This window comes from Bradyrhizobium sp. OK095, from assembly GCF_900109945.1.
Taxonomy (GTDB): Bacteria; Pseudomonadota; Alphaproteobacteria; order Rhizobiales; family Xanthobacteraceae; genus Bradyrhizobium.
Map to the genome: position 1 here is coordinate 92,249 of NZ_FOBX01000016.1, position 22,882 is coordinate 115,130.

The following is a 22,882-nucleotide window of genomic DNA, read 5'->3' on the forward strand; positions in this document are numbered from 1 at the left end:
GTCCTCGCGGACGAGGCTTGCCACAAAACGCCGTCATTCCCCGCGAAGGCGGTGAATCCAGTACGCCGCGGCCCATCGATTCAATCACTATTGTCTCGGTGTACTGGATCGCCCGGTCGAGCCGGGCGATGACAGTGAATGTGTGATGCCGTCTTGCCTCACGTCGCTTCGCTCCTCGCAAGGACGGTGCTAAAAGTGGCCCATGTCCAAAGTCACCCCAGCCACGCGTGCGCTTGAAGCCGCCGGTGTTGCCTTCACCGTCCAAACTTACGACTACGATCCCGACGCCGAGAGCATCGGGCTCCAGGCCGCCGCTGCGCTCGGCGAAGACCCTGCGCGGGTGTTGAAGACGCTGATGGCGCTGGTCGACGGCAAGCCGGTCTGCGTGATCGTGCCGTCCGACCAGGAAGTCTCCATGAAGAAGCTCGCTGCGGCCGCGAGTGGCAAGTCGGCGCAGATGATGAAGCCGCCGGAGGCCGAGCGCGTCACCGGCTACAAGGTCGGGGGCATCAGCCCGTTCGGGCAGCGCAAGCAGGTAGGCACCGTGATCGAGCAGAGCGCGCTCGCGCATGACCATGTGTATGTCAATGGCGGCCAGCGCGGCTTGCAGGTGCGGCTCAAGCCGACTGATTTGCGGGATCTGTTGAAGGCGGTTGCCGCGGAATTGGTCGCCTGATCGCCGCGCTCTGCTACTGCTTCTGCAACAGTTTCAACCGGCAGCGCAGCGCCTCGCGGATATGCACGCGCGCGAGCTGCTCGGCCTTGTCGCCGTCGCGCGCGGCGATCGCCTCGATAATGGCCTGGTGCTCGCGATGGCTGGTCGAGGGACGGCCCGTCACGGTGAATGTGGTCGGGCCGAGCAGGGCGATCCAGTCCTGCAATTCACGCGAGGCGTTGTCGAGATAGCGGTTGCGCGCGGCGCGGCAGATCGCCTCGTGGAAGGCACGGTTAAGCCGCGCCATTTCGACGGCGTCGGTCTCGGACGCCTCGACAAACGCTTGCTCGATATCCCGGAGCGCGTCGATCTCGGGCGCCGAGGCGTGCTCGGCGGCCAAGCGCGCGGCGGCGCCCTCCATGATCTCGCGCATGGCGTAGAGCTCGAGCACCTCTGAAATGTCGAGGTTGCGCACGATCAGTCCACGGCCGCCGGCGGGCTCGACGAAGCCACGCGCCGCGAGCCGGCCCAGAGCTTCGCGAACCGGCGTGCGACTGACCTTCAACCGCTGCGCGACCTCTTCCTCGCGCAGCCGATCACCGGCGCGGTAGCTGCCGGCCTGGAGTGCCTCGCAGAGCGAGCGGAACACGGCTTCGCCCAGCGCCACTCCGCCGCCGCGCGCGATCGATCCGCCTGTCTTTGTCGGGCGTCTGGCCATGGTCCCTCAGGCGCATCCTGCCCATGCAGAGATGCCGCTTGCGCTGTCATTGTATATCTTTGTATACAAAAGTACGCAATGGCTGTCAGGTTGACCGGAGCCACCGGCGGGCAGAATGTCTCTAACTTCGTCGCATCGGGCAGACGGCATGAGCAGCAAATACGATGTGCTGGTGATCGGCGGCGGCAACGCGGCGCTGTGCGCGGCGATCAGCGCCCGGCGCGGCGGCGCCTCGGTGCTCGTGCTCGAAGGCGCGCCAAAGTTCTATCGCGGCGGCAACACCCGCCACACCCGTAACATGCGCTGCGCCCATGACGCCGCCACCGAGATCCTCACCGGCCCCTACACCGAGGACGAGTTCTGGGAGGACCTGCTGCGCGTCACCGGTGGGCAGACCGACGAGGTGCTCGCGCGCCACATGATCCGGGAGTCCAAGGACATTTTGAACTGGATCGTGGAGCAGGGCGTGCGCTGGCAGCCCTCGCTCGGCGGCACGCTGAGTCTCGGCCGCACCAATTCCTTCTTCCTCGGCGGTGGCCGCGCCATGCTGAACGCGCTGTATCTCACCGCGGAACGGCTCGGCGTCGACGTCGAGTACGATGCGGAGGTTACCGATCTCGTGATCGAGGACGGCATGTTCCTCGCCGCGCGCCTCAAGCGGCCGATCAAGGGCGAGACCGAGATTCGCGCGACGTCGCTGGTCGCCGCCGCCGGCGGGTTCGAGGCCAACATCGAATGGCTGAAGCAATATTGGGGCGAGGCCGCCGACAATTTCCTGATCCGCGGCACGCCCTATAACCGCGGCTCGATCCTGAAGATGCTGCTCGACAAGGGCGTGCAGGAGGTCGGCGATCCCACGCAGTGCCATGCGGTCGCGATCGATGCCCGGGCGCCGAAATTCGACGGCGGCATCATTACACGCCACGACTCGGTGGTGTTCGGCATCGTCGTCAACAAGCATTCGCAGCGCTTCTATGACGAGGGCGAGGACATCTGGCCGAAGCGTTACGCGATCTGGGGCCGGCTGGTCGCGGCGCAGCCCGACCAGATCGCCTACATCATCTTCGATTCTACCGTCGTCACCAGCTTCATGCCGACGCTGTTCCCGCCGATTGCCGGGCAGACCGTGGCCGAGCTCGCCGGCAAGCTCGAGCTCGATGCGGTCGCGCTGGAAAAAACCGTCACCGAATTCAACGCGGCGGTGCGGCCCGGCACCTTCGATCACACCATTCTGGACGATTGCGTGACCGAGGGCATCACGCCGCAGAAGACCCATTGGGCGCGCAAAATCGAGACGCCGCCTTATCTCGCTTATCCGGTGCGGCCCGGCATCACCTTCACCTATCTCGGCACGCGCGTGAACAAGGAGGCGCGGATGCAGATGGCTGACGGCAAGCCGTCGGCCAACATGTTCGCGGCCGGCGAGATCATGGCCGGCAACGTGCTCGGCAAGGGCTATGCCGCCGGCATGGGCATGACCATCGGCAGCGTGTTCGGACGGATCGCAGGACGGGAAGCGGCGCGCCACGCCAAGAACTAGAATCAGGAACTAGAATGAAGAAAAGACAGGGAGGAATCATGTCGCGCATTGCCATCGCCTCGATCACGGCGCTGCTGGTCGTCGGCCACGCCCGCGCCGCCGAGCCGATCACCCTGCGTGACATGGGTTCGTTCCATGTCGGCGGGCGTCTCGTCGAAATCTCCGGCAAGCCGGTAAGGGAGGTCGTGTTCGCGCCCGGCGGCGTGCCGGCCAAGGTCGATCCCAATGGCACCTATCAGGTCGAGCAGATGTACGTGCAGTATTTTCTGCCGGCCAACGAGAAGGGCGCTTATCCGTTGCTGATGTGGCATGGCGGCGGACTGACCGGCGTCACCTACGAGACCACGCCTGACGGACGCGAAGGCTGGTTGAATTATTTCCTGCGCAAGGGGTGGGCGGTCTACAATTCCGACGCGGTGGAGCGCGGACGCGCAGGCTGGGCGCAATATCCCGACATCTTCAAGAGCGAGCCGGTCTTCCTCACCACGGCCAATCCGTTCGAGCGTTTCCGCATCGGCGACGGGCCAAACTCCTACGATCCCGATCCCGCCAAGCGAAAGGTGCTGCCGGGTAACCAGTTTCCCGTCGAGGGCTACGAGAATTTCGTCAAACAGAACGTGCCGCGCTGGACCACGACCGACGATGCGACCGTCGCCGCCTATATCGCCGAGATCGATCGCGTCGGTCCCTCGGTGATCCTGTTCCACAGCCAGGCCGGCAGCTTCGGCTTCAAGGTCGCGCAAGTCCGGCCAGACAAGGTCAAGGCGCTGATTGCGATCGAGCCGGCCGGCATCGGCGATCCCGCCAAAGCGGATGCGCTGAAGAACATTCCGACCCTCATCATCTATGGCGACTATATCGAGCGCGATTCGCGTTGGCCCAAGATTCGCGCCAACGGCATCGCCTTTGCGGACGCCATCAAGGCGGCAGGCGGCAGCGTCGACATCGTCGACCTCCCGCAGGCCGGCATTAAGGGCAATTCGCATCTCGTGATGATGGACAAGAACAACCTCGAGGTCGCAGCCGTGATCCAGAAATGGCTCGAGGGAAAGAACCTGACGAAGTAGAGCCATGCACGGAACAAAAATTCTGGACGAAGCTGACCGTCTGATGACGGTCTGCAATTCCTGTCGCTACTGCGAAGGCTTGTGTGCGGTGTTTCCGGCGATGGAGATGCGGCGCGCCTTCTCCGACGGAGATCTCAACTATCTCGCCAACCTCTGCCATTCCTGCGGCGCCTGCTACGTCGATTGCCAGTTCTCGCCGCCGCACGAGTTCAATGTCAATGTCCCGCAGACGCTCGCGGTGGCGCGCGCGGAGTCCTACGCGGCCTATGCCTGGCCGCAGGCGTTGTCGGGCGCCTTCGCGCGCAACGGGCTGGTCATCAGCATCGTTGCGGCGCTCAGCATGGCGGCCTTCATCCTGGGCTTCGCCGCGCTCAACGACCGTAGTGTTCTCTTCGGTGTGCACACCGGTCCCGGCGCGTTCTACAAGTTGATGCCGCACAATGCGATGGCCGTTTTGTTCAGCGCGGCGTTTCTCTATGCAATCCTCGCTCTTGCCATGAGCGTGCGTACCTTCTGGCGCGACATCGGCACGCCGATCGGTGGCCGCGCCGACGGCGGCTCGATCTTCCAGGCGATCCGCGATGCCGGCGAGCTGCGCTATCTCCATGGCGGCGGCGTCGGCTGCTACAACGAGGACGACAAGCCGACCGACCGGCGCAAGCTTTTCCATCACCTGACCTTCTACGGTTTTCTGCTGTGCTTCGCGGCAACCTCGGTGGCCACGCTGTATCACTACCTGCTGGCCCGTGAGGCGCCGTATCCGTGGTGGGATCTGCCCGTGGTGCTCGGTACGCTCGGCGGTGTCGGCCTCATCGTCGGGCCAATTGGGCTGTTCATCGCAAAATCGCGCCGCGCGCCGGAGCTGCTTGACGAACAGCGCTACGGCATGGATGTCGGCTTCATCGCCATGCTGTTCCTGACCGGGTTCACCGGCATGCTGCTTCTGCTCCTGCGCGAGACCGCTGCCATGGGGCCGCTGCTGGCGCTGCATCTCGGCGCGGTGTTCGCGTTGTTCATCACCATGCCCTACGGCAAGTTCGTGCACGGCATCTATCGCTTCGCGGCGCTGGTGCGTTACGCGCAGGAGAGGCGGAGCGAAGCCGGCTCTTGAAACTCAGATAGCTTGGAAGCGCCCTTCGCTCAGAAAGGCGATCGTCTGCTCGATCGCGATCGTGTGGCGTGGCAGTCCGGTATGGGACGCTTTCACGACGATATGGTCGGCCATGTCGGGCAGTTTTGCGCTCGCGACTGAGACGCGTCCGTCATTGGGACGAGGCAGGACAAAGGCCGAGGCGATCGGCGCGATGGTGCGGCATCCCGCAATGATGCCGATCGCATAATCGGGTGACGGCAGGGCGGCGAGCACGGGGGCCTGCGTGGTCGTGAGCTGTTGGCCGGCCGGACCAAAAGCGGCACGATAGATCGAAAAATCCTTCAGCAGATCGGCGACCTCGCTGCCGCCGTTTGGCGTGCCAAGCATGACGACACGGCCGAGCCGCGCTGGGCGGTGCCTCGAAATATAGACCCGCGCAAGCAGGCCGCCCATGGAATGAGCGACGAAATGGATTGCGCCTTCGCATTGCTGCGCAAATTCGGCGATCGGCGCGTGGATGTCCTCCGCAAGCGCTTCGAGCGGCTTCTTGCGGCTGGCGTAGCCGAGGTTGAGCGTCGCGAAGCCGCGACGCTGTAGCGCTCGTTCAAGCGGCTTCAGTGACCAGGGACCCACCCCGATGCCGTGCAGCAGCACCACGCTGTCGCACCGCGCATCCGCCGGTGCGACAGCCGCAGGCTGGGCATTACGCAACCTCGCGCTCCGGCGAGGGCGCCTGCTCGCGGGCCATTGTCGTTGCCGTGACATAGTCGGTCTTGCCGGTGCCGAGCAGCGGCACCTTGTCGACCACCATGATCGCCGCGGGCACGGTCAGCTCGGAGGCGCCGATCGCCTTGGCCTGGCCCTGCATCGCACTGCGCTCGGCGTTCTTCTCCGTCGTCAGCAGCACGATGCGCTCGCCCTTGCGCTGGTCGGGGATCGACACGGCGACCGATGCGGCCTGCGGCCACAGCGCTGTGGCGATGTTCTCGACCGCCGAGAGCGAGACCATTTCGCCTGCGATCTTGGCAAAGCGCTTGGCGCGGCCCTTGATGGTGATGAAGCCGGCCGGGTCGATCGCTACGATGTCGCCGGTGTCGTGCCAGCCCTCGGCGAGCACTTCAAGCACGCCTGGATTCTCGGCCCTGAGGTATCCGAGCATCACATTCGGTCCACGTACTGACAGGCGTCCACCTTCCTCGATGCCGGGGACCGGATCGAGCTTGCTTTCCATCAGCGGCGAGAGGCGGCCGACGGTGCCGGGGCGATTGGCCATCGGCGTGTTCATCGCCAGCACCGGCGCGGTCTCGGTGACGCCGTAGCCTTCGAGGATGCGGATGCCGTAGCGCTCCATGAACACCTGCCGGGTGCGATCCTTCACCGCCTCGGCACCGGCGATCACCAGCCGCAGGGTGCGGAAATCGTAGGCGTGCGCCGAGCGTGCGTAGCCGCTGAGGAACGTGTCGGTGCCGAACAGGATCGTGGCGCCGGTCTGGTAGATTAGCTCCGGCACGATCCGGTAGTGCAGCGGCGAGGGATACATGTAGATCGGAATGCCTGCGAGCAACGGCATCATCATTCCGCCTGTCAGCCCGAACGAGTGGAACACCGGCAGCACGTTGAACACCTTGTCATTGGCGTTGGCGTCGACCCGCGCCAGCGCCTGCGCGGCATTGGCGAGGATGTTGCGGTGGGACAGCACCACGCCCTTCGGCGTGCCTTCCGAACCCGACGTGAACAGCACGACGGCTGGATCGTTGGCCTGGCGGACGACGCGCGGCGCGGTGCCGGCGAGCAGGCCCTTGATTTTGTCGGCCGTGCCGATCGAGGCGCGGACATCCTCGAGATAGACGACATGCGCCTCCGCAGAGATCGCGGCCATCAGCTTGTCGAGCTTGCCCTTCTCGATGAAGGCTTTCGAGGTCAACACGGTCTTGACCTGCGCAGCCTTCATGGCGGCGAGGACATTGACCGGGCCGGCGGAGAAGTTGAGCATCGCCGGAACCCGGCCGATGTTTTGCAACGCCATGAAGACGACGGCGACGCCCGCGGAATTCGGCAGCAGCACGCCGACATTCTCGCCGACGGCGGTGCCGGTCTCGAGCTTTCGGCTGAGAACCTGCGCGCCGAGGATCAGCTTGCGATAGGTCAGCTTGGTGCCGAGCGCGTCCTCGACGATGATTTTGCCGGTGTCTCGGTCGCGATAGGCGTGCCCGAGCGCTTCGAACAGCGTGTGATCGAGCATGGCGTTCTTGACCATCGCATCGATCATGACGTCCTGGAGCGCGGCGCCCGCGGCGTTGCGGCGCGCTTTGCCCTTCAGCGCCGGATCGACCGGCAGCTTGACCGGCGGCAGGATGGTGACCGTCACCCGCGGAAACCACGAGCGCTTGATCTGGCTGCCGTTGAGATAGCTGAGATGCGAGCGCTGCGCGCCTTCGATGCGGATCGGCACGACGACCGCGTCGGCCTTGTCGGCAATCATCGCGGTGCCGTCATAGACCTTCATCAGCGATCCCGAGACGGTGATGCGTCCTTCCGGGAAGATCACGACCGGTTCGCCGGCGGCGACGAGCTTGATCAGGTCGCGCGCGGCCAGCGGCTTGCTCGGGTCCATGGTGTAGTGCTTGACCACCCGCAGGAACGGTTTTGCCCACCAGGCCTTGGAGATGCCGGTATCCACCGCGAAGCTCGCGTCGATCGGCAGCACGGCGTGCAACAGCGGGCCGTCGATCAGGCTGACATGGTTGGGCGCGATCAGCATGCGCGTGCCCGGAGGCGGCAGATTCTCGAGCCCGCGAATCTCGGTGCGGAACAGGGCGCGGAACAACAGCCCGCCGAAATCGCGGACGCCTTCCTTGCCCCATTTGGTCAACACGAACCAGACCGCGCCGAAGCTGGCGAGGCCGAGGCCGAGGAAGATCCAGCCGACATGCAATCCGCCCGCCTGCAACAGCGCGACGAACAGCGAGCCTGCCACCATGAAGGCGGCCTGGAGCACGTTGCCGGCGGCGATGATACGGGCGCGCTCGTTCGGAGCCGACCATGCTTGCACGGCGGCGAAGGAGGGAACGACGAACAGGCCGCCGCCGAATGCGAAGGCGACGAAGTCGATCAGCATGCGCAGGCCGGTGAAGGAGGTCGCGAAGTCAACCGCGGCGATGTCCTGACCCTTGCTGGTCGCAGCGATGGCCCAGGCGAGGTCGAGACCCGCAAAGCCCATGATGATCGCGCCGATCGGCACCAGCGCGAGGTTCGGGCGAACATGGCTGAGGCTGGCGGCGAACAGCGAGCCGATGGCAATGCCGATCGCGAAGATCGCAAGGCACAGCGTGACCACGCCCTCGGAGCCACCGACGACGTCCTTGACCAGCGCCGGCAGCAGCGACAGCACGATGGCGCCGACCAGCCAGAACCAGGAGACGATCACGGTGCCGTCCCACAGCCGGTGGTCGGCGTGCAGCGTCTTCAACAGGCTGATCGTCGAGGTCCAGGGATTGGGATCGACGGGCAGCTCGGGCGCGGACGGCGTTGTTTGCGGAATGCGGGAGGCGAAGGCCCACGACAACAGGGCCAGCACGACGACGGCCGATGCGACCCAGCCCATATGGGCGGAGCCGGCCACGAACAGGCCACCGGCGACAGTGCCGAGCAGGATGGCCATGAAGGTCGCGCCTTCGACCAGCGCGTTGCCGGTCGCGAGCTCGCCGAGCGCGAGCTGGTCCGGCAGCATCGAGTATTTCACGGGGCCGAACAGGGCGGCGATGATGCCGAACAGCGCGAGCGCTGTGAACAGCAGCGGCACCGAATGCATGAAGAAGCCGGCGGCGGCAAAGGCCGCGGCAAAAATCTCCGCGAATTTGAGCCGCCGCGCGACGACGGATTTGACGTATTTATCGGCGAGCTGGCCGCCGAGCCCGGACAGGATGAAATAGGGGAAGATGAAGACGGCGCCTGCCACTGTCACCAGGGCATCGCCGTGGCCGGTCGCGGCGCTGTAAAGCAGGATGATGACGAGTGCGTTCTTGAGCACGTTGTCGTTGAGCGCCGAGAAGAATTGCGCCCAGAACAGCGGCGCGAAGCGGCGTGACGACATCAAATCCCTGATCATGACGAGTCCTGTTTTGGAAAGGCAGAGGTTGTTACGCAGTCGGTGAAACGTCACGACCGGAAGGGTATGGGACCAACGATTGCAGGGTGACGACGGTCGCCGGCCTGCCCCCTCGGTTCCTCCGATCCTGTTGGTCTCCAAGCGGTCTTGTTAGGTTCGCAAATTTCTGGTTGCGGCCGGGGTTCGGGCGGAAGGGCCGCACCTATCGCGATATCGCGCCGGGCGATGAGGAAAAGCTGAACCGCATCGCTGAAATCCGTGAGACCGGCTGCGAACGGCGGGACATGGTAATTCCTTCCTTGCAGCCGGATATTGTATTCGAGCCGATCGGAACGTCCCGGCTGTGCCTGCCTCAAGTGAGATGGGCGAGGTGGCGAAAGGGCGAGAGGCGGCCGAGCAGGCTGAAGCGGCGGCCCTCGCGACGGGCGTGGGAGCGATTCGCACGCCACATCCGGAAAGTCGCGCGGCGCTCGGTGAGCACGCCGGCAATGTCGCAGGCATTTGCGATGCGATCGATCGGCGCCATGGCGAGCTTGAGGACAGCTCGGCCAAGGCCAGTCACGAGAGCTGTGGCGTCGTCGACGAAGGTGGTGGCGATATCAACAGCGAGGGTTTGCATTTTGCAGGTCTCCGGGTTAATTTGAACAATGTTCAGGTGAGTAGCTTTAAAATGAACAATGTTCAAGAAGAATCGCTGCGGGACCAAAAAAAGTTTCGGAGGCGGCTCCAGATCCTGGAGATCGCCCGCGGCATCATTGCGACTAAGGGACTGAGATCGTTGAAGGTTCGGGACGTCGCGGAGGCCGCCGGCTGCTCGGTCGGCAGCGTCTATAATGAGTTCGGCGACTTCGACGGGGTGATCCTGACGGTCAATCGGGAGACGGTGCAGGCGCTGACGGTGCGACTCGGGGGCGTTCCAGCCGAAGATCCCGTCCGCCAGCTCTACGGGCTGGCCGAGACCTATCTCGACTTCTTCGCCACGCACGCCAATCTGCTGCGCTCGCTGTTCGAGCACCGGATGGAGGATGACCGTCCCTATCCCGACGACATCCTTCAGATGGTGATGGACGCCTTCGCGCTGATGCACGCGCCTTTGGTGCGGCTGCTGCCGGATGCGGACGACGTGAAGATCGCGCTGTTGTCGCGCACCCTGTTTTCAGCGGTGCACGGCATCATCTCGCTCGGCCTCGAGGAGCGCATGGTGGCCGTGCCGCCGCAGATGCTGCGCCAGCAGGTCGAACAGTTTGTGGACACGCATCTCGCGGGTCTTGGGATTCTGCCCGTCCGCTGAGCGGGCGAGCCGACGTTACGCGCGCGCGGCTTCGCGCGGCCGTGCCGGGACGAGGACGACGTCCGGCCGCAGACTGTCGAACTGAACGCGGTTGCGCCCCTTTTCCTTTGCGCGATAGCAGGCGGCATCCGCGCGTCGCATCGCGGCCTCAAGCGTAGTGCCGCGGTCGGCGATAGAGGTGACACCGATGCTGGCAGTCACCGCGAAGCAACGATCGTCCCAGACAAAGCTGAACAGCTCCAGTGATCGCCGCAGCCGCTCGGCGATATCGACGGCGTTGGCGGGCGAGCACTGCGGCAGGATCAGACCAAATTCGTCGCCGCCGAGCCGCGCCACCAGATCATGCGGTCGCCGGTCCTGTTGCAGCAGGCCGGAGATCTGGCAGAGCAGGCGGTCGCCGGCGAGATGGCCGCAGCTGTCGTTGACGTTCTTGAACTGGTCGAGATCGAGCAGGATCAGGGTGAGCGAGCCGGCGGCGATATTGTCCAGCTCGCTTTGCAGGCGCGCCTCGAAGGCGCGGCGGTTGGCAAGGCCGGTCAGCCAGTCGTGCGATGCCTGAAAGGCGAGGCGCTCCTTCTCGTCATGCAAGGCATCTTCGAACGCCTGCCGTTGTAGCACCAATCGCCGCGTGTGCCAGATCAGGAGCAGGATCAGCGTCACGGCGGCGGCGATGTTGATGCCGGTCAGCGTTACCTTGATGGCGCGGGAGCCCTCGCCGAGGACAGTGGAGAAGCGGTTGGCATGCACCGTGAACTCAGCGTTGAGCTCCGAGAGCCGCGACGACAGGATTTGCAGGCGGCCGCTGTCCTGAATGGGGCCCTTCTCCAGCTCGGACCGGATGACCTCGCCGAACACGCTCAGCTCGAGCAGCATGGGATCGGTGGCGGCCCATTCGTGGATCGCTTCCTGGAGGAAGCTGACGCGGTTGAAATTGCGAAACAGCCAGATCAATCCCGGAACATCGTCGGGGTGGTTGCCGCCTTGCAGGAAGCCGATGCGGGCGGCCTCGACGTCAACCGGATCGCGCTCGAGCGCCCAGCGCGCGAACTCGTCGCCGATGGGAACGGCGAGCGAGGCCTCGTACTGCGCGAACTGGCTCTTGTCGCCCGAATGCAGATAGAGATTGAGGAAATAGACCGCGTTCTTCTGCGAGCGCGACCATAGCGCTTCGCCCGCGACATAGGCGCGGACCGATGACATCACCTCGAGGCTGAATCCCGCGATCACCGCCTGGAGCACGACGACCATCACGAAAGGCGAGACGAGCTTGATGACGTGAAGGAAGCTGTGTCCCTTCGTCGACGACGCTGTTCTGCGAAGCACCCTGCGTTCCCCAAATCGATCAACGACCCCAGCTGAGCGTTGGGCGTGCAACGCCAAGTAGAGGAGAAGGTTGCTTAACTCGACCTGAAAGATGCGGGAGACCGAGGCGCAGGGTGAAGGCGTTGTGAAGTGGAAGCGCGCAAATTGCTGCAAATGCCGACAAACCGGAACCTGCGCGGCATTGGCGAACCAATGCCTCGGATTCGTCCTGCGCGGTTTGCCTGACCGATAGGGTCTGGGCCGGTGTTAAACCAGCACCGGCTGACGCACATGGCCGGCATCGCCGAACACGCGCAGATAACGCTCGATCTCCGAGGGAAGGCCGGTCGACTTCTCCGGATTGTCGGAGAGCTTGACGGCCGGATGGCCGTCGGCCGACGACACCTTGCAGACCAGCGAGATCGGATCGAGATTAAACGAGCCGTCCGGGGGGCAGCCGACGAAGTCGTTGGTGAGGTTGGTGCCCCAGCCGAAGGACAGCCGCACGCGGCTTGAGAAGTGGTGATAGGTCTCCTCGATCGAGCCGACGTCCATCGCGTCGGAAAACACGAGCAGCTTGTCCCTGGGGTTGCGGCCCTTCTTCTCCCACCAGGCGATGATCTCCTCGCCGGCCTGGATCGGCGGCGCGCTGTCGGGGCGGAAGCCGGTCCAGTCGGCGACCCATTCCGGCGCATCGCGCAGGAAGGCTTTGGTGCCGAAAGCGTCGGGCAGTGCGATCAGCAAATTGCCGCCATAGGTTTGGCGCCACTGGTCGAGGATGCGATAGGGCGCCCAGCGCAATTCCTCGTCGTCCTTGGCGAGTGCGGCCGCCACCATCGGCAGCTCATGTGCGTTGGTGCCGATGGCTTCGAGGTCATTGTCCATCGCGAGCAGCACGTTGGATGTGCCGATGAAGGACGGACCCAGGCCTTCCTTGACCGCTTCCACGCACCAGCGCTGCCAGAGGAAGCCGTGGCGGCGGCGGGTGCCGAAGTCGGATAGCCGCAAATTCTCCAGCTTGCGCAGCCGCTCGACCTTGGTCCACAGCTTGGCCTTGGCGCGGGCATAGAGCACGTCGAGCTCGAAGCGGCCGCGGCCCTTCATCGCCGCGCGCGAGCGCAACTCGTTGAGGATCGCGAGCGCGGGAATCTCCCACATCGTGGTGTGGGTCCACGGCCCGTGGAAATGCAATTCGTACTGGCCTTCGACCTTGCGCAGCTCGTATTCGGGCAGCCGGAATTCGGCGAGCCAGCGGATGAAGTCCGCCGAGAACATGTGGGTCTTGCCGTAGAAGGTATTACCGGCAAGCCAGATCAGCTCCTTCTTGCCGAAGCGGATGGTGCGGGCGTGGTCGAGCTGGGCGCGCAGCTCGCCCTCGTCGATGATTTCGGCGAGCCGCACATGGCGCGAGCGGTTGATGACCGAGAAAGTCACCTGCCGATTCGGGTAGTCTTCCCGAATCATCTGCAACATCAATAACTTGTAGAAGTCGGTATCCAGCAGGCTGCGGATGATGGGATCCAGCCGCCAGCTGTGATTGTAGGTCCGGCTCGCAATATCGGTCACTGTCATGGGGCAATTCTAGCGTGGCCGTGGCGGCGCAACCAGTGGGTTTGGAGAAGGACAGGGTATCGGCCGGCACTTGGCGGGAGGCGCCGACCGTAAGGCGCGTGGCCCGAAAGGGTGCGTTAGACAAACGGGTTGCAACTCTCCAAGATTGCCGCGCGATTGTTGGGTCATCCGAGGGGCGTTCATGAAATTCGCGACGGCGGTTGAGTTCCTGAAAGCCGAATTGAAGGGCTGGTTGAAGGACGCAGCTCTTGTTCGGCCGGACCAGGAAGCGATCTACATGGAGTTGTTTCGGAGAGACATCGCAAATGTTGGCGTCAAGGACAGGTTCTATCCCTTGGGAGGCGCCGCAAATTATAGCCTGCTCTATCTGTTGGCCCGCTGCGTTGTGGAATTGAAGCCCGAGATCGCGGTCGAGCTTGGTGCTGGTCAAAGCACCATGCTCTTGAACGATATGAGAAGATCCGGGGCGTGGAGCGGTCGCCGGATTACGGTCGAGCATGATGCCGGCTGGATCGCCGAACTTTCCCGGGACATCGATGACGAGGGCGCCCCGTGCCGGGTCGTTCATTCGCCCCTGATCGAGCAAACGGCGGCTGGACGAAGGATACGCGGCTACGACTTTACCGCTCTTGAAAAGGCCCCCATCAACCTCCTGCTTGTCGACGGTCCGCCGGCATACCGTCGCGGGGAACGGTTCTCGCGGCTTTGTGCCTTGCAGATCGTTGAAAGGCTCGATCCGAGCGGGTTTGTCATGATCATCGATGATTTCGAACGTGGCGGCGAGATCGTCCTGCTGGAAGAATGCATGAATCGCATGAACGAACTCGGCATCTCCTTTCGGAAGGGAGGAGGAGCCCAGGGTCGCAAGCGACAGGCCCTCCTCTGCGGTGGAAACTTTGTCAGGGCCGCGTATTTCTAGCAATCGGGTGCCTTCGGCTGCGCGTGCTCTCTTCGGCGGTGAAACAATTCAATGACCCGGCGCAGCGGCCCGGTGAGTTTCCAAGAGGTGGAGTTGCGGACGGCCGCCAGTTGCGTCCGCGCGGCGTCCCTCTCCGCCCGCAACCCGTGTCCTTCGGCCGCGACGGCCTGGAGTTTGGCCAAGGCGGAGTCCCGCTCCGTCGTGACCCAGTCGCGCATGGCAGCGTCGTCGCGCCACAGGCTGAACAAATGGGAAAACGTCTGACGCATTTGGGGACTCGCATGCTCGCGCAGAGGCGCGGTCATGGCGTCTGCCTCGATCATCCTGAGCCGAGTCGACGGATTGCCGATCCCTGCATAGTGGTGAACGATCGGATCAGGCGCCATGGCAAGACCCGGAATCGAATTCCAGGCGGTGTCGAGACGCGCGAGACAGGACCGGTTGGGCTCGTTGGGGCGGTCCGGTCCCAGTCCCAGACAGTCATCGTAGCCGAGAGCGTGGAGTATGGTCGCCTGGTCGAACCAATGATGAGGTAATTGGCCGATCTCCCAGACGTTCCTGAAAAACGCGCGCGACCAGTCGTTCACCCGGATCAGCATGACTCCCGAATTGAAATGCGGGATGAAATCCTCCGCCATGATCTCGGACGTCTCCGGACCGTGCCAGGCCATATGAAGATGAGCGTCGTCGACCGCCGCCATCCTGACGTCGACATCGCTGCGAAGCACGATGGTGTCGATATCCATCCAGAATATGAAGTCGAATCTGTCGTCGAGGGCCGCCTGGATCGCCTCGATCTTCAGCCATCCGCGCGGACGTTGACAATGATCGCCGTGGATGGCCCGTTGTTCATAACCATGCGCTTCGGCGAAGGCCTGCATGCGGGGGACGGTGAAGGCGGCGAGTGGCTGCTGAACGGTGTCGTAGGCAGTCAGAAGGCATACGATTGGCTTCACACGAGTTCTCCGGACGCCTTTGGCTGGCGCCCCATTCGCACCGTGGCGGAAATCCTAGCGTAGTCCTTGCAGTGCATCCAATAGGCTTGGTGTTAACGGGCATTCGCAATCGGCGCCCGACACTCAGGCTCCGGCCGTCGCCGCCACAGTCTCCAGTTGTGCTCTCATCCAGCGGTGCGCCGGGTCTTTCTGGTAGCGCTGGTGCCAGACCATGAACATCGGCAACTCCGCCAGCGTGCGCGTGCGCGAGGCCAGCGGTATCCGCGTTTGCGCGAAGCCGCGCATCACGCCGGAAGCGAGCAGGCTCGGCATGCTCGCCAGCATCTGCGAACCGCGCAGGAAGGACGGTACGCCGGAAAAGCTCGGCACGGAGATGGCGATGTCGCGATGGAAGCCGTTCGCCGCGAGCCTCCGGTCGAAATCGAGCCGTTCATTGTCGGTATAGACGACGGTGATATGGCGCGCGGCGAGATAAGCGCTGCGGCCGGCAGGTTCCGCACGCGCCTTTGGATCGTAGTAGCAGACGTAGTGATCGCTGAGCAGCCGCTTCTGCACGATGTCGATGCCGGACGGCGGCAACGGCGTGATCAGGAGGTCGCAGCGGTTTTCGCGCAGCATCGCGGGCGAGGGCGACTGCGATGGGATCACGCGCAGGTTCAGGCCCTTCACCTGTCCGGCGACGTGATCGAAGAACCGCGGCAGCAGCAAATCGCGCTGGAAATCATTGGCGGCGATCGTCAGTGAAAGTTGTGCGAGGGCAGGCTCGAAGGTTACGCCGCCGGCAAAGCTGCGCATCTCGTCGATCAGTGCGCGCGCCTTGGCGGCCAGCGCCTGCGCGTGGGCGGTGGCGACGATGCCGCGGCCGGATTTCGCGAACAACGGATCGCCGGCGATCCGCCGCAGCTTGTTCAGGGCGTGGCTGACCGCGGATTGCGTGAGGCCGAGGCGCGTCGCGGCTGCCGTCACCGAGCCTTCCTCCAGCACGGCCAGGAATAGTTCGAGGGCGTGGCCGTCGAGCGCCAAATGATCGATTTTTTTCATGAAATATATTATAATCGATCTATTTATCTATGGAATAGGCCAGCCCATGATCTCCCGATAAGCCGCGTACCCGGACCGGGGCGCCACAGGGAGAGACACGATGAACGCCCAGGCGCCAGCCTTAAGGGATCCCCGCCTCAACCGCCCCGAACCGTTCACGCCGCGCGACGGCGGCTTCTTCCAGCGCGACCGCTCTGTCCATCCGCCGGCGTATGCGCCCGGCTATAAATCCTCGGTGCTGCGCTCGCCGCGCCAGGCGCTGCTGTCGATCGAGAGCTCGGTTTCGGAGGTCACCGGCCCCGTGTTCGGCCATAACGATCTCGGGCCGCTCGACAACGATCTGATCCGCAACTACGCCAAGGACGGCGATCCCATCGGCGAGCGCATCATCGTCCATGGCCGTGTGCTGGACGAGACCGGCCGCGGCGTGCCGAACACGCTGGTCGAGTTCTGGCAGGCCAATGCCGGCGGTCGCTACCGGCACAAGAAGGACACCTATCTCGCCCCGGTCGATCCGAATTTCGGCGGCTGCGGCCGCGCGCTGACGGACGATACGGGCTATTATTATTTCCGCACCGTGAAGCCGGGCCCTTATCCCTGGCGCAATTTCGTCAACAGCTGGCGCCCGGCCCACATCCACTTCTCGGTGTTCGGCTCGGGCTTTGCCCAGCGCCTGATCACGCAGATGTACTTTGAGGGCGATCCTCTGATTCCGGTCTGCCCGATCCTGACGACGATCCCGGACAAGGATGCGCTCGACCGCCTCGTGGCGCCGCTCGACCTCAACGCCTCGACACCATTCGACTCGCTCGCCTACCGCTTCGACATCGTCCTGCGCGGCCAGCGCTCCACCTATTTTGAAAATCGCACCGCGGGGAATTGAGCCATGCCGCAGCCGCTCGACTATCTCAAGGAAACCGCCTCGCAGACCGCTGGCCCCTACGTCCATATCGGGTTGATCCCGGCTATGGCCGGCTTCGACATTTTCGAGAAGAACTTTTCCAACGTGCTGGTGACGCCGAACACGCAAGGCGAACGGGTCACGCTGGAAGGCAAGGTGATCGACGGCAGCGGTTCGCCGCTGCGCGACGTGCTGCTCGAAATCTGGCAGGCCAATGCGGCCGGCCGCTACAACCATCCGGCGGACCGGTCGGCCGGCGCGCTGGAGCGAGATTTCCGCGGCTGGGGCCGCGGGGGCTCGGATTTCGAAAGCGGCGTCGTCACGTTCGAGACCATCAAGCCCGGCGGCATGACCGACAAGACGGGGCGCAAATGCGCGCCGCACGTCAATGTCTGGATCGTCGCGCGCGGCATCAATATCGGTCTCAACACGCGGCTCTATTTCTCGGATGAAGAGGCCGCCAACGCCGCCGATCCCGTACTCAATCTGGTCGAGCCGCCGGTACGCCGCAAGACGCTGATCGCCACGCGCGGCGAGCGCGGCGGCAAGGTCGTGTACTCCTTCACGATTAATTTGCAGGGGTCGGACGAGACGGTGTTCTTCGACGTCTGAGGTCTACGTCTCATCGCCATGGAGCTGTGCGCGAAAGGCGCGCGGCGACAATCCCGTGGCCGCGGCGTAGACGCGGCTGAAATAAGCGGGGTCCTCGAAGCCGAGCGCGTAGGCAATCGTCGAGACCGGCAAATTGGTATAGACGAGGTTGCGCCGCGCCTCGCGGATCAGGCGGTTGAGGATCAAATGTGAGGCGGTGTCGCCGGTCGCCGCCCGCGTCACCCGGTTGAGATGGGTCGGCGTGATCGACAGCGCACCCGCGTAGTCCGCAACGCTCCAGCGTTTCAGATGGTGCTGCTCGATCAGTGCCTCGAAGCGGCGGAACAATCCGCTTTCCGCCGTGCCATTGCTACTGCTCTCGCTCGTGAGTGCGCGGGCGACCAGCCCGATCATGGCTGCCGACAGGGCGCGCAGCACATGCGCACGGCCGAAGTCGCGCGCGGCGTGTTCGGAAAAAATCTGCTTCATGGTGGCGCGGATCTGCGGCGTGCCGCGCACCACGGTTGATCGCGACAGGGCTGCGCGCAGGCCTTCAGCGGCAAGCAGTGCCTCGTCGAGAATCTCGGCGGCGATGGTCAGCACCCAGCCTTGGGTCTCGGGCACGAAGCGGAAGCCGTGGACGTGTCCGACCGGCACGTTGACGATCTGCATCGGCTTCAAGGGCACCACACGTCCGTCGAGCGTTGCCTCGCCGCCCCCGCGCTCGATCAGCAGCACCTGGTGCAGCCGGGCGTGCCGGTGCACGGCCAGCGTCCAGTCGTGCAGCACCGAGCGGGACGCAATCGTCTCGCAATGCACGACATCGGGCAGGTCGCCGGACTCGCCGAACAGATTGTAGACCCGGATTGCCGGGGCGGAGGCTGCGCTTCTCATGTTCGAATAGTACAAGATAAAGGCAAAAGCCTCCATCGGTTTGCGGCTCTGGATCTGCAAAAAGCGCAGTGACGGGAGGACGCAAAATGAAAGTTCAGGTCTGCATCATTGGCGGTGGGCCATCCGGGCTGCTGCTGTCCCAACTGCTGCACCTGAAAGGCATCGACACCATCGTGCTGGAGAAATACAGCCGCGATCACGTGTTGGCCCGTATCCGCGCCGGCGTGCTCGAGCACGGCTTTGCAAAACTGATGCGCGAGGCGCAATGCGGCGAGCGGATGGACCGTGAAGGCGAGATCCACAACGGCTTCGAGATCGCCCATGAGGGCGTGCTCTCCCATATCGACCTGCACAAGCATTCCGGCGGCAATTCGGTGCTGGTCTACGGCCAGACCGAACTGACGCGTGACCTCTACGAGGCGCGCGACCGCCTCGGCGGGAAGGTCGTGCACAACGCCGAGGACGTGACGCCGCATGATCTGGCGTCGGACTGCCCCTACGTGACTTACCGGACGAACGACGAGATCGTTCGCGTCGATTGCGACTACATCGTTGGCGCCGACGGTTTTCACGGTGTCAGCCGCAGATCGATTCCGAAGGACGTGCTGCGCGAATACGAGAAGGTCTATCCGTTCGGCTGGTTAGGGGTGCTGTCGCGCACCAAGCCGGTGTCATCGGAGCTGATCTATGCCAGGCACGAGCGCGGCTTTGCGCTGTGTTCTCTGCGTTCGCAGGTGTTGAGCCGCTACTACATCCAGGTGCCGCTGACCGACAGGGTGGAGGACTGGAGCGATGACGCGTTCTGGACCGAACTGAAGCGCCGCCTGCCGGGCGAGGTCGCTGACCGCCTGATCACGGGCTCTTCGATCGAGAAGAGCATCGCGCCGCTGCGCAGCTTCGTCGCCGAGCCGATGAGCTATGGCCGCCTGTTCCTCGCCGGCGATGCCGCCCACATCGTGCCGCCGACCGGCGCACGCGGGCTGAACAGCGCGGCATCCGACATCTATTATCTCTATCACGCCATGCTCGCGCATTATCAGCGCGGCGATGATTCCGGGCTCAAAGGCTATTCCGTCAAGGCACTGGCGCGGATATGGAAAGCGCAGCGCTTTTCGTGGTGGATGACGATGCTGCTGCATCGGTTTCCTGACCGCTCCGAGTATGAAGACAGGCTTCAACAGACGGAGCTGGAATATCTGCTCTCGTCCGAGACGGCGCAGCGCCTGCTCGCGGAGAATTATGTGGGGTTGCCGTTTTAGCTGGGAGAGGGGAAACTGGTGCTCCCGGCTACTTCCCTTCGAGCGTGTTGACCGGCGTCCACTCCGGCGACGGTGGATTAGCGGCGAGAGCTTTCGCGCGCTTCGCGAACATTGATGACGCAGGATCAATCTTCGCTATCCCGTCGAACGCATCAGCCGCCTTGGCGAATTCGCGTGCGCGCCAGTAGGCCAGTCCCACCGCATACGCTGCGGCGACCTTTGTCTGCTCAGTACTTCCCGCGCTCTTGTCGGCCAGCGGCTCGAACACCTTGATCGCCTCGCAGCGGCCCATCACCCTGATCGCATCGAGCTCGCGCCAGGCAAAAGTGCCGCCGCTCTGCGCCATGGTCGTCTCCGACGCCATGATCGCGGTGCCGTAATATTTGTTGGCGCCTTCCAGCCGCGAGGCGACGTTCACGGTGTCGCTCATCACGGTGTAGTTGAAGCGGCGGCGCGAGCCGATATTGCCGACCACGGCTTCGCCGCTGTTGAGCCCGATGCGGTGCGATAGGCCGCGGCCGGCGAACGCGGCGCTGCTCGCATTGAGCTCTGCGAGCTTCTCGTGGCACTTCAGCGCGGCATGGACGGCGTTGCGCGCGTGGGCGGGATCGTCGGCCGGTGCGCCGAACATGGCGACGATGGAATCGCCGATATATTTGTCGATATAGCCGCCATGGCTTTCGATGATGTCGGTCATCGCCGAGAGATATTCGTTCATCAGCGTGACCAGCTCGCCCGGTGTCATCGTCTCGGCAATGGAGGAAAAGCCGCTGAGATCGGAAAAGAACATGGTGACGTTGCGCATCTCGCCGCCGAGCGCCGGCATCTTGCCGGAGGCGACCATGGTGTTGATGACTTCGGGCGCGAGATAGAAGGCGAAGCTCCTGCGCAGGAAGCGCTCGTCGCGATCGGCCAGCACAAAGCGGTAGCCGATCATCATCGCGAGTGCTGCGAGGCTCGCGAGCGCGGGTTCGGTGAGCGGCAGCGCCAAGGCATGAACGAACGCGGCGACGGCCACGGCCGTGTAAATAGCCGTAAGGCCGAGCCAGGTGATCATCGCGCCGCCCGGCGCGAGCATGCAGGCTGCGAAGGCGATGACGGCGGCAAACGCGACAGTGAGAATGGTCCGTATGGGAAACCCGAGCTCGGTCACGGCGTCGTGCTCGATCAGGTTTCGCACGACGGTGGCATGCACGAACACGCCTGCGACGTCGCTACGCGCCTTCTGTACGCGGCTTATCGGCGCGGGCAGGGCGCATCGCGCAGCGGGCGTTCCGTCATATCCGCCGGACAGTCGCATCGAGGTCAGCTTGCGGTCCTCGAAGTTGAGGATGGTACCGAGCAGCACGACCTTGCCGTCGAAGGCGCGACGGAAGAAATCGCTGTCGCCCTTTTCGAGGCAGGCCCGCAGGTCGGCGAAAGAATAGGTCGGGATGTCGCGGCCCATGCCACGGTAGTTGAGCGTCAGCGTGTTCGGCACTGCGCTTGGGATGGCGTAGCCGGACAATATCGTTGCGCCAGACGGCGCGGTCTGCGGCGCTGCACCGAGTGCGTGCACAGCCAGCTCGACGCCCATGGCGGGCACCTGTTTGTCGCCGATGGAAAAGCTCAGAGGCATCCGCCGGATCACGTCGTCGGTGTCGGTGTGAACGTTGAGGGCGCGGACATTGTTTCTCACCGCAAGTCGCTGTGCGGGGTAAGGCACATCCGGATGGTCATTGCTGAGGATCTCGCCGAGCACCAGCTTGCCGTTGTCGGAAAGCTTCCGCAGTGCGATCAGATAGTCCCGGTCAAAGCCCTTCATGCGGGCGCCGATCGGCCCGTCTCCAAAGGAAATCTCCGATTGCTCGATCGAGCTTGGAAATATGACGTCGAAGCCGATCACCTTGGCGCCGCCGTCGGCGATGCTGGTGAGCACCCGGCCGATCTCGCGCGTCCAGGTCTGTGTCGGCGATCCCTTGAACGGCGGTGTGTCGTAGGTCTCTCCGTCGATCGCGACGACGACGACCGGTGATGTCGAGGGATCGCGGCTGTCGCCGATGATCGTGCCGCGTATCGCCGTGAGGATGTCAAGCGAGAGACCTTGCAGGCTCTGAAGCGGCGGAGACGTGAAGACCGCGCCCGCGAGGAGCGCGATCAGGATCGCCGCAACGAAGTCCCGCCCACCGATCCGCCGCATCGCCTGTCGCTAGGCCGCCTATTCGAGCCGCAGCAGGCGGCCGACGATCGGCGTCGGCGATGACGTGGCGCTGGCGTCGACCTGGAAGGCGTACCGCTTGGTGCCGAGAATGGCGAGATAGCTGCCGCCCGGGGTCAGCGACTTCCCGGCCTTGGCAAAGTCATAGAACTTGCCGCCGACCATGATCTCATTCTTGAGCGGCACGCTGATGCTGGGTTCCTTGCCGTCGGTGCGTTCGATCACCAGCGTGCTGCCGCTCTTGGCCTGCACCAGCGGCGCAACGCCGTAGATCGTGGGTAGCTTTGACTGCGCGCCCTTCGCATCGGATCGCATGGTGCGGAAGGTGGTCGCCGCGCTCTGGTTCGCCTCGCGCTCGGAGAGCTGCGCCGCATTGGTGTCGCAGGGCACCTTGTCCCGCTTCACGTCGCCGAGCTGCACGGTGCTCTGCTCGGCGCCGACCAGAACGACGCCTTCGCTGATGGTCTCGCGCACGCAGGATTTGAGATAGCTGAGCGTCACGCTCGCCTTCGGGCCGAGCTTGATGATCTTGCCCGGCGCCACATAGTCCATGAACGCGATGCCGTCGACCTTACCTTGGACGTCCTCGACGATCGCGGCCGGGGTCTCCGCCAAAGCGGGGGCTGCAAGACAGAACGCGCCGACAACGGCGCCGATCAGGCTCTTCATGGGAATACTCATCCAGTTCGATCGATGTTTTGCCGGTCCCCGTCCTGGTTCGGTGTTTAGCAGCCGCGCGCCCAGGCAAGTGTGACCAGAATCACTCTTTTAGATATTG

At 64.0% G+C, this 22,882-nt stretch carries 20 protein-coding genes; 9 read left to right on the forward strand and 11 right to left on the reverse strand.

All coding sequences use genetic code 11. The features are described from left to right. The first annotated feature begins 202 nt into the window (after positions 1-202). On the forward strand, positions 203-676 hold the full coding sequence (ybaK, locus tag BMW89_RS32025) for a Cys-tRNA(Pro) deacylase (RefSeq protein WP_092034037.1): 474 nt from the start codon (positions 203-205) through the stop codon (positions 674-676). Between the two features lie 13 nt (positions 677-689). Here the strand turns inward: ybaK and BMW89_RS32030 are convergent, their stop codons facing one another. Next, positions 690-1,373, reverse strand: a complete 684-nt coding sequence (locus BMW89_RS32030; protein WP_092034046.1) for a GntR family transcriptional regulator — start codon at positions 1,371-1,373, stop codon at positions 690-692. Positions 1,374-1,521: 148 nt separating this feature from the next. Here BMW89_RS32030 and tcuA point away from each other — a divergent pair, with 148 nt between their 5' ends. From tcuA to tcuB, 3 genes are read left to right on the forward strand one after another with little or no spacing between them, the layout of a single operon-like run. Next, a complete protein-coding gene (gene tcuA, locus BMW89_RS32035) occupies positions 1,522-2,913 on the forward strand; it encodes an FAD-dependent tricarballylate dehydrogenase TcuA (protein ID WP_092034049.1) in 1,392 nt (463 codons plus the stop codon). 38 nt (positions 2,914-2,951) lie between these two features. Next, entirely contained in the window at positions 2,952-3,980 is a 1,029-nt protein-coding gene (locus BMW89_RS32040) for an alpha/beta hydrolase (RefSeq protein WP_092034052.1), read from the forward strand. Positions 3,981-3,984: 4 nt separating this feature from the next. Further along, positions 3,985-5,091: a tricarballylate utilization 4Fe-4S protein TcuB gene (gene tcuB, locus BMW89_RS32045; RefSeq protein WP_092034055.1), complete on the forward strand. Its 1,107-nt coding sequence runs from the start codon at positions 3,985-3,987 to the stop codon at positions 5,089-5,091. Between the two features lie 3 nt (positions 5,092-5,094). Here tcuB and BMW89_RS32050 read toward each other — a convergent pair whose 3' ends face one another. The 3 genes from BMW89_RS32050 to BMW89_RS38655 all read right to left on the reverse strand — a co-directional run bounded on the left by BMW89_RS32050 (position 5,095) and on the right by BMW89_RS38655 (position 9,800). Further along, positions 5,095-5,784 carry an esterase/lipase family protein gene (locus tag BMW89_RS32050; protein ID WP_244547739.1) on the reverse strand — a complete coding sequence of 230 codons (690 nt, stop codon included), beginning with the start codon at positions 5,782-5,784 and terminating at the stop codon, positions 5,095-5,097. After that, complete coding sequence (locus BMW89_RS32055) at positions 5,777-9,181, reverse strand: acyl-[ACP]--phospholipid O-acyltransferase (protein WP_092034064.1); 3,405 nt, start codon at positions 9,179-9,181, stop codon at positions 5,777-5,779. The genes BMW89_RS32050 and BMW89_RS32055 overlap by 8 nt, the downstream gene beginning before the upstream one ends. Positions 9,182-9,533: 352 nt before the next feature. Next, a complete protein-coding gene (locus tag BMW89_RS38655) occupies positions 9,534-9,800 on the reverse strand; it encodes a hypothetical protein (protein ID WP_349516537.1) in 267 nt (88 codons plus the stop codon). Between the two features lie 51 nt (positions 9,801-9,851). Between BMW89_RS38655 and BMW89_RS32060 the strand changes: the two genes are divergently transcribed. Next, on the forward strand, positions 9,852-10,472 hold the full coding sequence (locus BMW89_RS32060) for a TetR/AcrR family transcriptional regulator (protein WP_177196484.1): 621 nt from the start codon (positions 9,852-9,854) through the stop codon (positions 10,470-10,472). Positions 10,473-10,487: 15 nt separating this feature from the next. Here the strand turns inward: BMW89_RS32060 and BMW89_RS32065 are convergent, their stop codons facing one another. Together BMW89_RS32065 and pncB are read right to left on the reverse strand one after the other, a co-directional pair. Further along, positions 10,488-11,795, reverse strand: coding sequence for a GGDEF domain-containing protein (locus tag BMW89_RS32065; protein ID WP_092034072.1), 1,308 nt, complete (start codon positions 11,793-11,795; stop codon positions 10,488-10,490). Positions 11,796-12,041: 246 nt separating this feature from the next. Further along, entirely contained in the window at positions 12,042-13,346 is a 1,305-nt protein-coding gene (pncB, locus tag BMW89_RS32070; RefSeq protein WP_092034075.1) for a nicotinate phosphoribosyltransferase, read from the reverse strand. A gap of 181 nt (positions 13,347-13,527) precedes the next feature. On the opposite strand from pncB, the gene BMW89_RS32075 reads away from it, so the two are divergent. Then, positions 13,528-14,265 carry a class I SAM-dependent methyltransferase gene (locus BMW89_RS32075; RefSeq protein WP_092034080.1) on the forward strand — a complete coding sequence of 246 codons (738 nt, stop codon included), beginning with the start codon at positions 13,528-13,530 and terminating at the stop codon, positions 14,263-14,265. On the opposite strand, the gene BMW89_RS32080 is transcribed toward BMW89_RS32075, so the two are convergent. Together BMW89_RS32080 and BMW89_RS32085 are read right to left on the reverse strand one after the other, a co-directional pair. Further along, positions 14,262-15,221, reverse strand: a complete 960-nt coding sequence (locus BMW89_RS32080) for a glycosyltransferase family protein (protein ID WP_092034083.1) — start codon at positions 15,219-15,221, stop codon at positions 14,262-14,264. The two genes, BMW89_RS32075 and BMW89_RS32080, sit on opposite strands and share 4 nt — an antisense overlap. Positions 15,222-15,344: 123 nt before the next feature. Continuing rightward, entirely contained in the window at positions 15,345-16,262 is a 918-nt protein-coding gene (locus tag BMW89_RS32085; RefSeq protein ID WP_092034086.1) for a LysR family transcriptional regulator, read from the reverse strand. Between the two features lie 100 nt (positions 16,263-16,362). Between BMW89_RS32085 and pcaH the strand changes: the two genes are divergently transcribed. Both pcaH and pcaG read left to right on the forward strand, forming a co-directional pair. Further along, complete coding sequence (gene pcaH, locus BMW89_RS32090; protein WP_092034090.1) at positions 16,363-17,145, forward strand: protocatechuate 3,4-dioxygenase subunit beta; 783 nt, start codon at positions 16,363-16,365, stop codon at positions 17,143-17,145. 3 nt (positions 17,146-17,148) lie between these two features. Next, positions 17,149-17,775: a protocatechuate 3,4-dioxygenase subunit alpha gene (gene pcaG / locus BMW89_RS32095; RefSeq protein ID WP_092034093.1), complete on the forward strand. Its 627-nt coding sequence runs from the start codon at positions 17,149-17,151 to the stop codon at positions 17,773-17,775. 3 nt (positions 17,776-17,778) lie between these two features. On the opposite strand, the gene BMW89_RS32100 is transcribed toward pcaG, so the two are convergent. Next, positions 17,779-18,684, reverse strand: coding sequence for a helix-turn-helix domain-containing protein (locus tag BMW89_RS32100; RefSeq protein WP_092034263.1), 906 nt, complete (start codon positions 18,682-18,684; stop codon positions 17,779-17,781). Positions 18,685-18,734: 50 nt separating this feature from the next. On the opposite strand from BMW89_RS32100, the gene pobA reads away from it, so the two are divergent. Beyond that, positions 18,735-19,907, forward strand: a complete 1,173-nt coding sequence (gene pobA, locus BMW89_RS32105) for a 4-hydroxybenzoate 3-monooxygenase (protein WP_092034096.1) — start codon at positions 18,735-18,737, stop codon at positions 19,905-19,907. Positions 19,908-19,935: 28 nt separating this feature from the next. Here pobA and BMW89_RS32110 read toward each other — a convergent pair whose 3' ends face one another. Together BMW89_RS32110 and BMW89_RS32115 are read right to left on the reverse strand one after the other, a co-directional pair. Further along, positions 19,936-22,086, reverse strand: a complete 2,151-nt coding sequence (locus BMW89_RS32110) for an adenylate/guanylate cyclase domain-containing protein (protein WP_092034101.1) — start codon at positions 22,084-22,086, stop codon at positions 19,936-19,938. A gap of 18 nt (positions 22,087-22,104) precedes the next feature. Continuing rightward, positions 22,105-22,773 (reverse strand): hypothetical protein, encoded by a 669-nt coding sequence (locus BMW89_RS32115; protein ID WP_177196473.1) that lies wholly within the window; start codon positions 22,771-22,773, stop codon positions 22,105-22,107. Positions 22,774-22,882: the final 109 nt, after the last annotated feature.

What these genes read in the sequence shown, in the direction of transcription:
- ybaK (WP_092034037.1), top strand. Translation starts at nt 203, where the DNA reads ATGTCCAAAGTCACCCCAGCCACGCGTGCGCTTGAAGCCGCCGGTGTT.
- BMW89_RS32030 (WP_092034046.1), bottom strand. Translation starts at nt 1,373, where the DNA reads ATGGCCAGACGCCCGACAAAGACAGGCGGATCGATCGCGCGCGGCGGC.
- tcuA (WP_092034049.1), top strand. Translation starts at nt 1,522, where the DNA reads ATGAGCAGCAAATACGATGTGCTGGTGATCGGCGGCGGCAACGCGGCG.
- BMW89_RS32040 (WP_092034052.1), top strand. Translation starts at nt 2,952, where the DNA reads ATGTCGCGCATTGCCATCGCCTCGATCACGGCGCTGCTGGTCGTCGGC.
- tcuB (WP_092034055.1), top strand. Translation starts at nt 3,985, where the DNA reads ATGCACGGAACAAAAATTCTGGACGAAGCTGACCGTCTGATGACGGTC.
- BMW89_RS32055 (WP_092034064.1), bottom strand. Translation starts at nt 9,181, where the DNA reads ATGATCAGGGATTTGATGTCGTCACGCCGCTTCGCGCCGCTGTTCTGG.
- BMW89_RS38655 (WP_349516537.1), bottom strand. Translation starts at nt 9,800, where the DNA reads ATGCAAACCCTCGCTGTTGATATCGCCACCACCTTCGTCGACGACGCC.
- BMW89_RS32060 (WP_177196484.1), top strand. Translation starts at nt 9,852, where the DNA reads ATGAACAATGTTCAAGAAGAATCGCTGCGGGACCAAAAAAAGTTTCGG.
- pncB (WP_092034075.1), bottom strand. Translation starts at nt 13,346, where the DNA reads ATGACAGTGACCGATATTGCGAGCCGGACCTACAATCACAGCTGGCGG.
- BMW89_RS32075 (WP_092034080.1), top strand. Translation starts at nt 13,528, where the DNA reads ATGAAATTCGCGACGGCGGTTGAGTTCCTGAAAGCCGAATTGAAGGGC.
- BMW89_RS32085 (WP_092034086.1), bottom strand. Translation starts at nt 16,262, where the DNA reads ATGAAAAAAATCGATCATTTGGCGCTCGACGGCCACGCCCTCGAACTA.
- pcaH (WP_092034090.1), top strand. Translation starts at nt 16,363, where the DNA reads ATGAACGCCCAGGCGCCAGCCTTAAGGGATCCCCGCCTCAACCGCCCC.
- pcaG (WP_092034093.1), top strand. Translation starts at nt 17,149, where the DNA reads ATGCCGCAGCCGCTCGACTATCTCAAGGAAACCGCCTCGCAGACCGCT.
- BMW89_RS32100 (WP_092034263.1), bottom strand. Translation starts at nt 18,684, where the DNA reads ATGGAGGCTTTTGCCTTTATCTTGTACTATTCGAACATGAGAAGCGCA.
- pobA (WP_092034096.1), top strand. Translation starts at nt 18,735, where the DNA reads ATGAAAGTTCAGGTCTGCATCATTGGCGGTGGGCCATCCGGGCTGCTG.
- BMW89_RS32110 (WP_092034101.1), bottom strand. Translation starts at nt 22,086, where the DNA reads ATGCGGCGGATCGGTGGGCGGGACTTCGTTGCGGCGATCCTGATCGCG.
- BMW89_RS32115 (WP_177196473.1), bottom strand. Translation starts at nt 22,773, where the DNA reads ATGAAGAGCCTGATCGGCGCCGTTGTCGGCGCGTTCTGTCTTGCAGCC.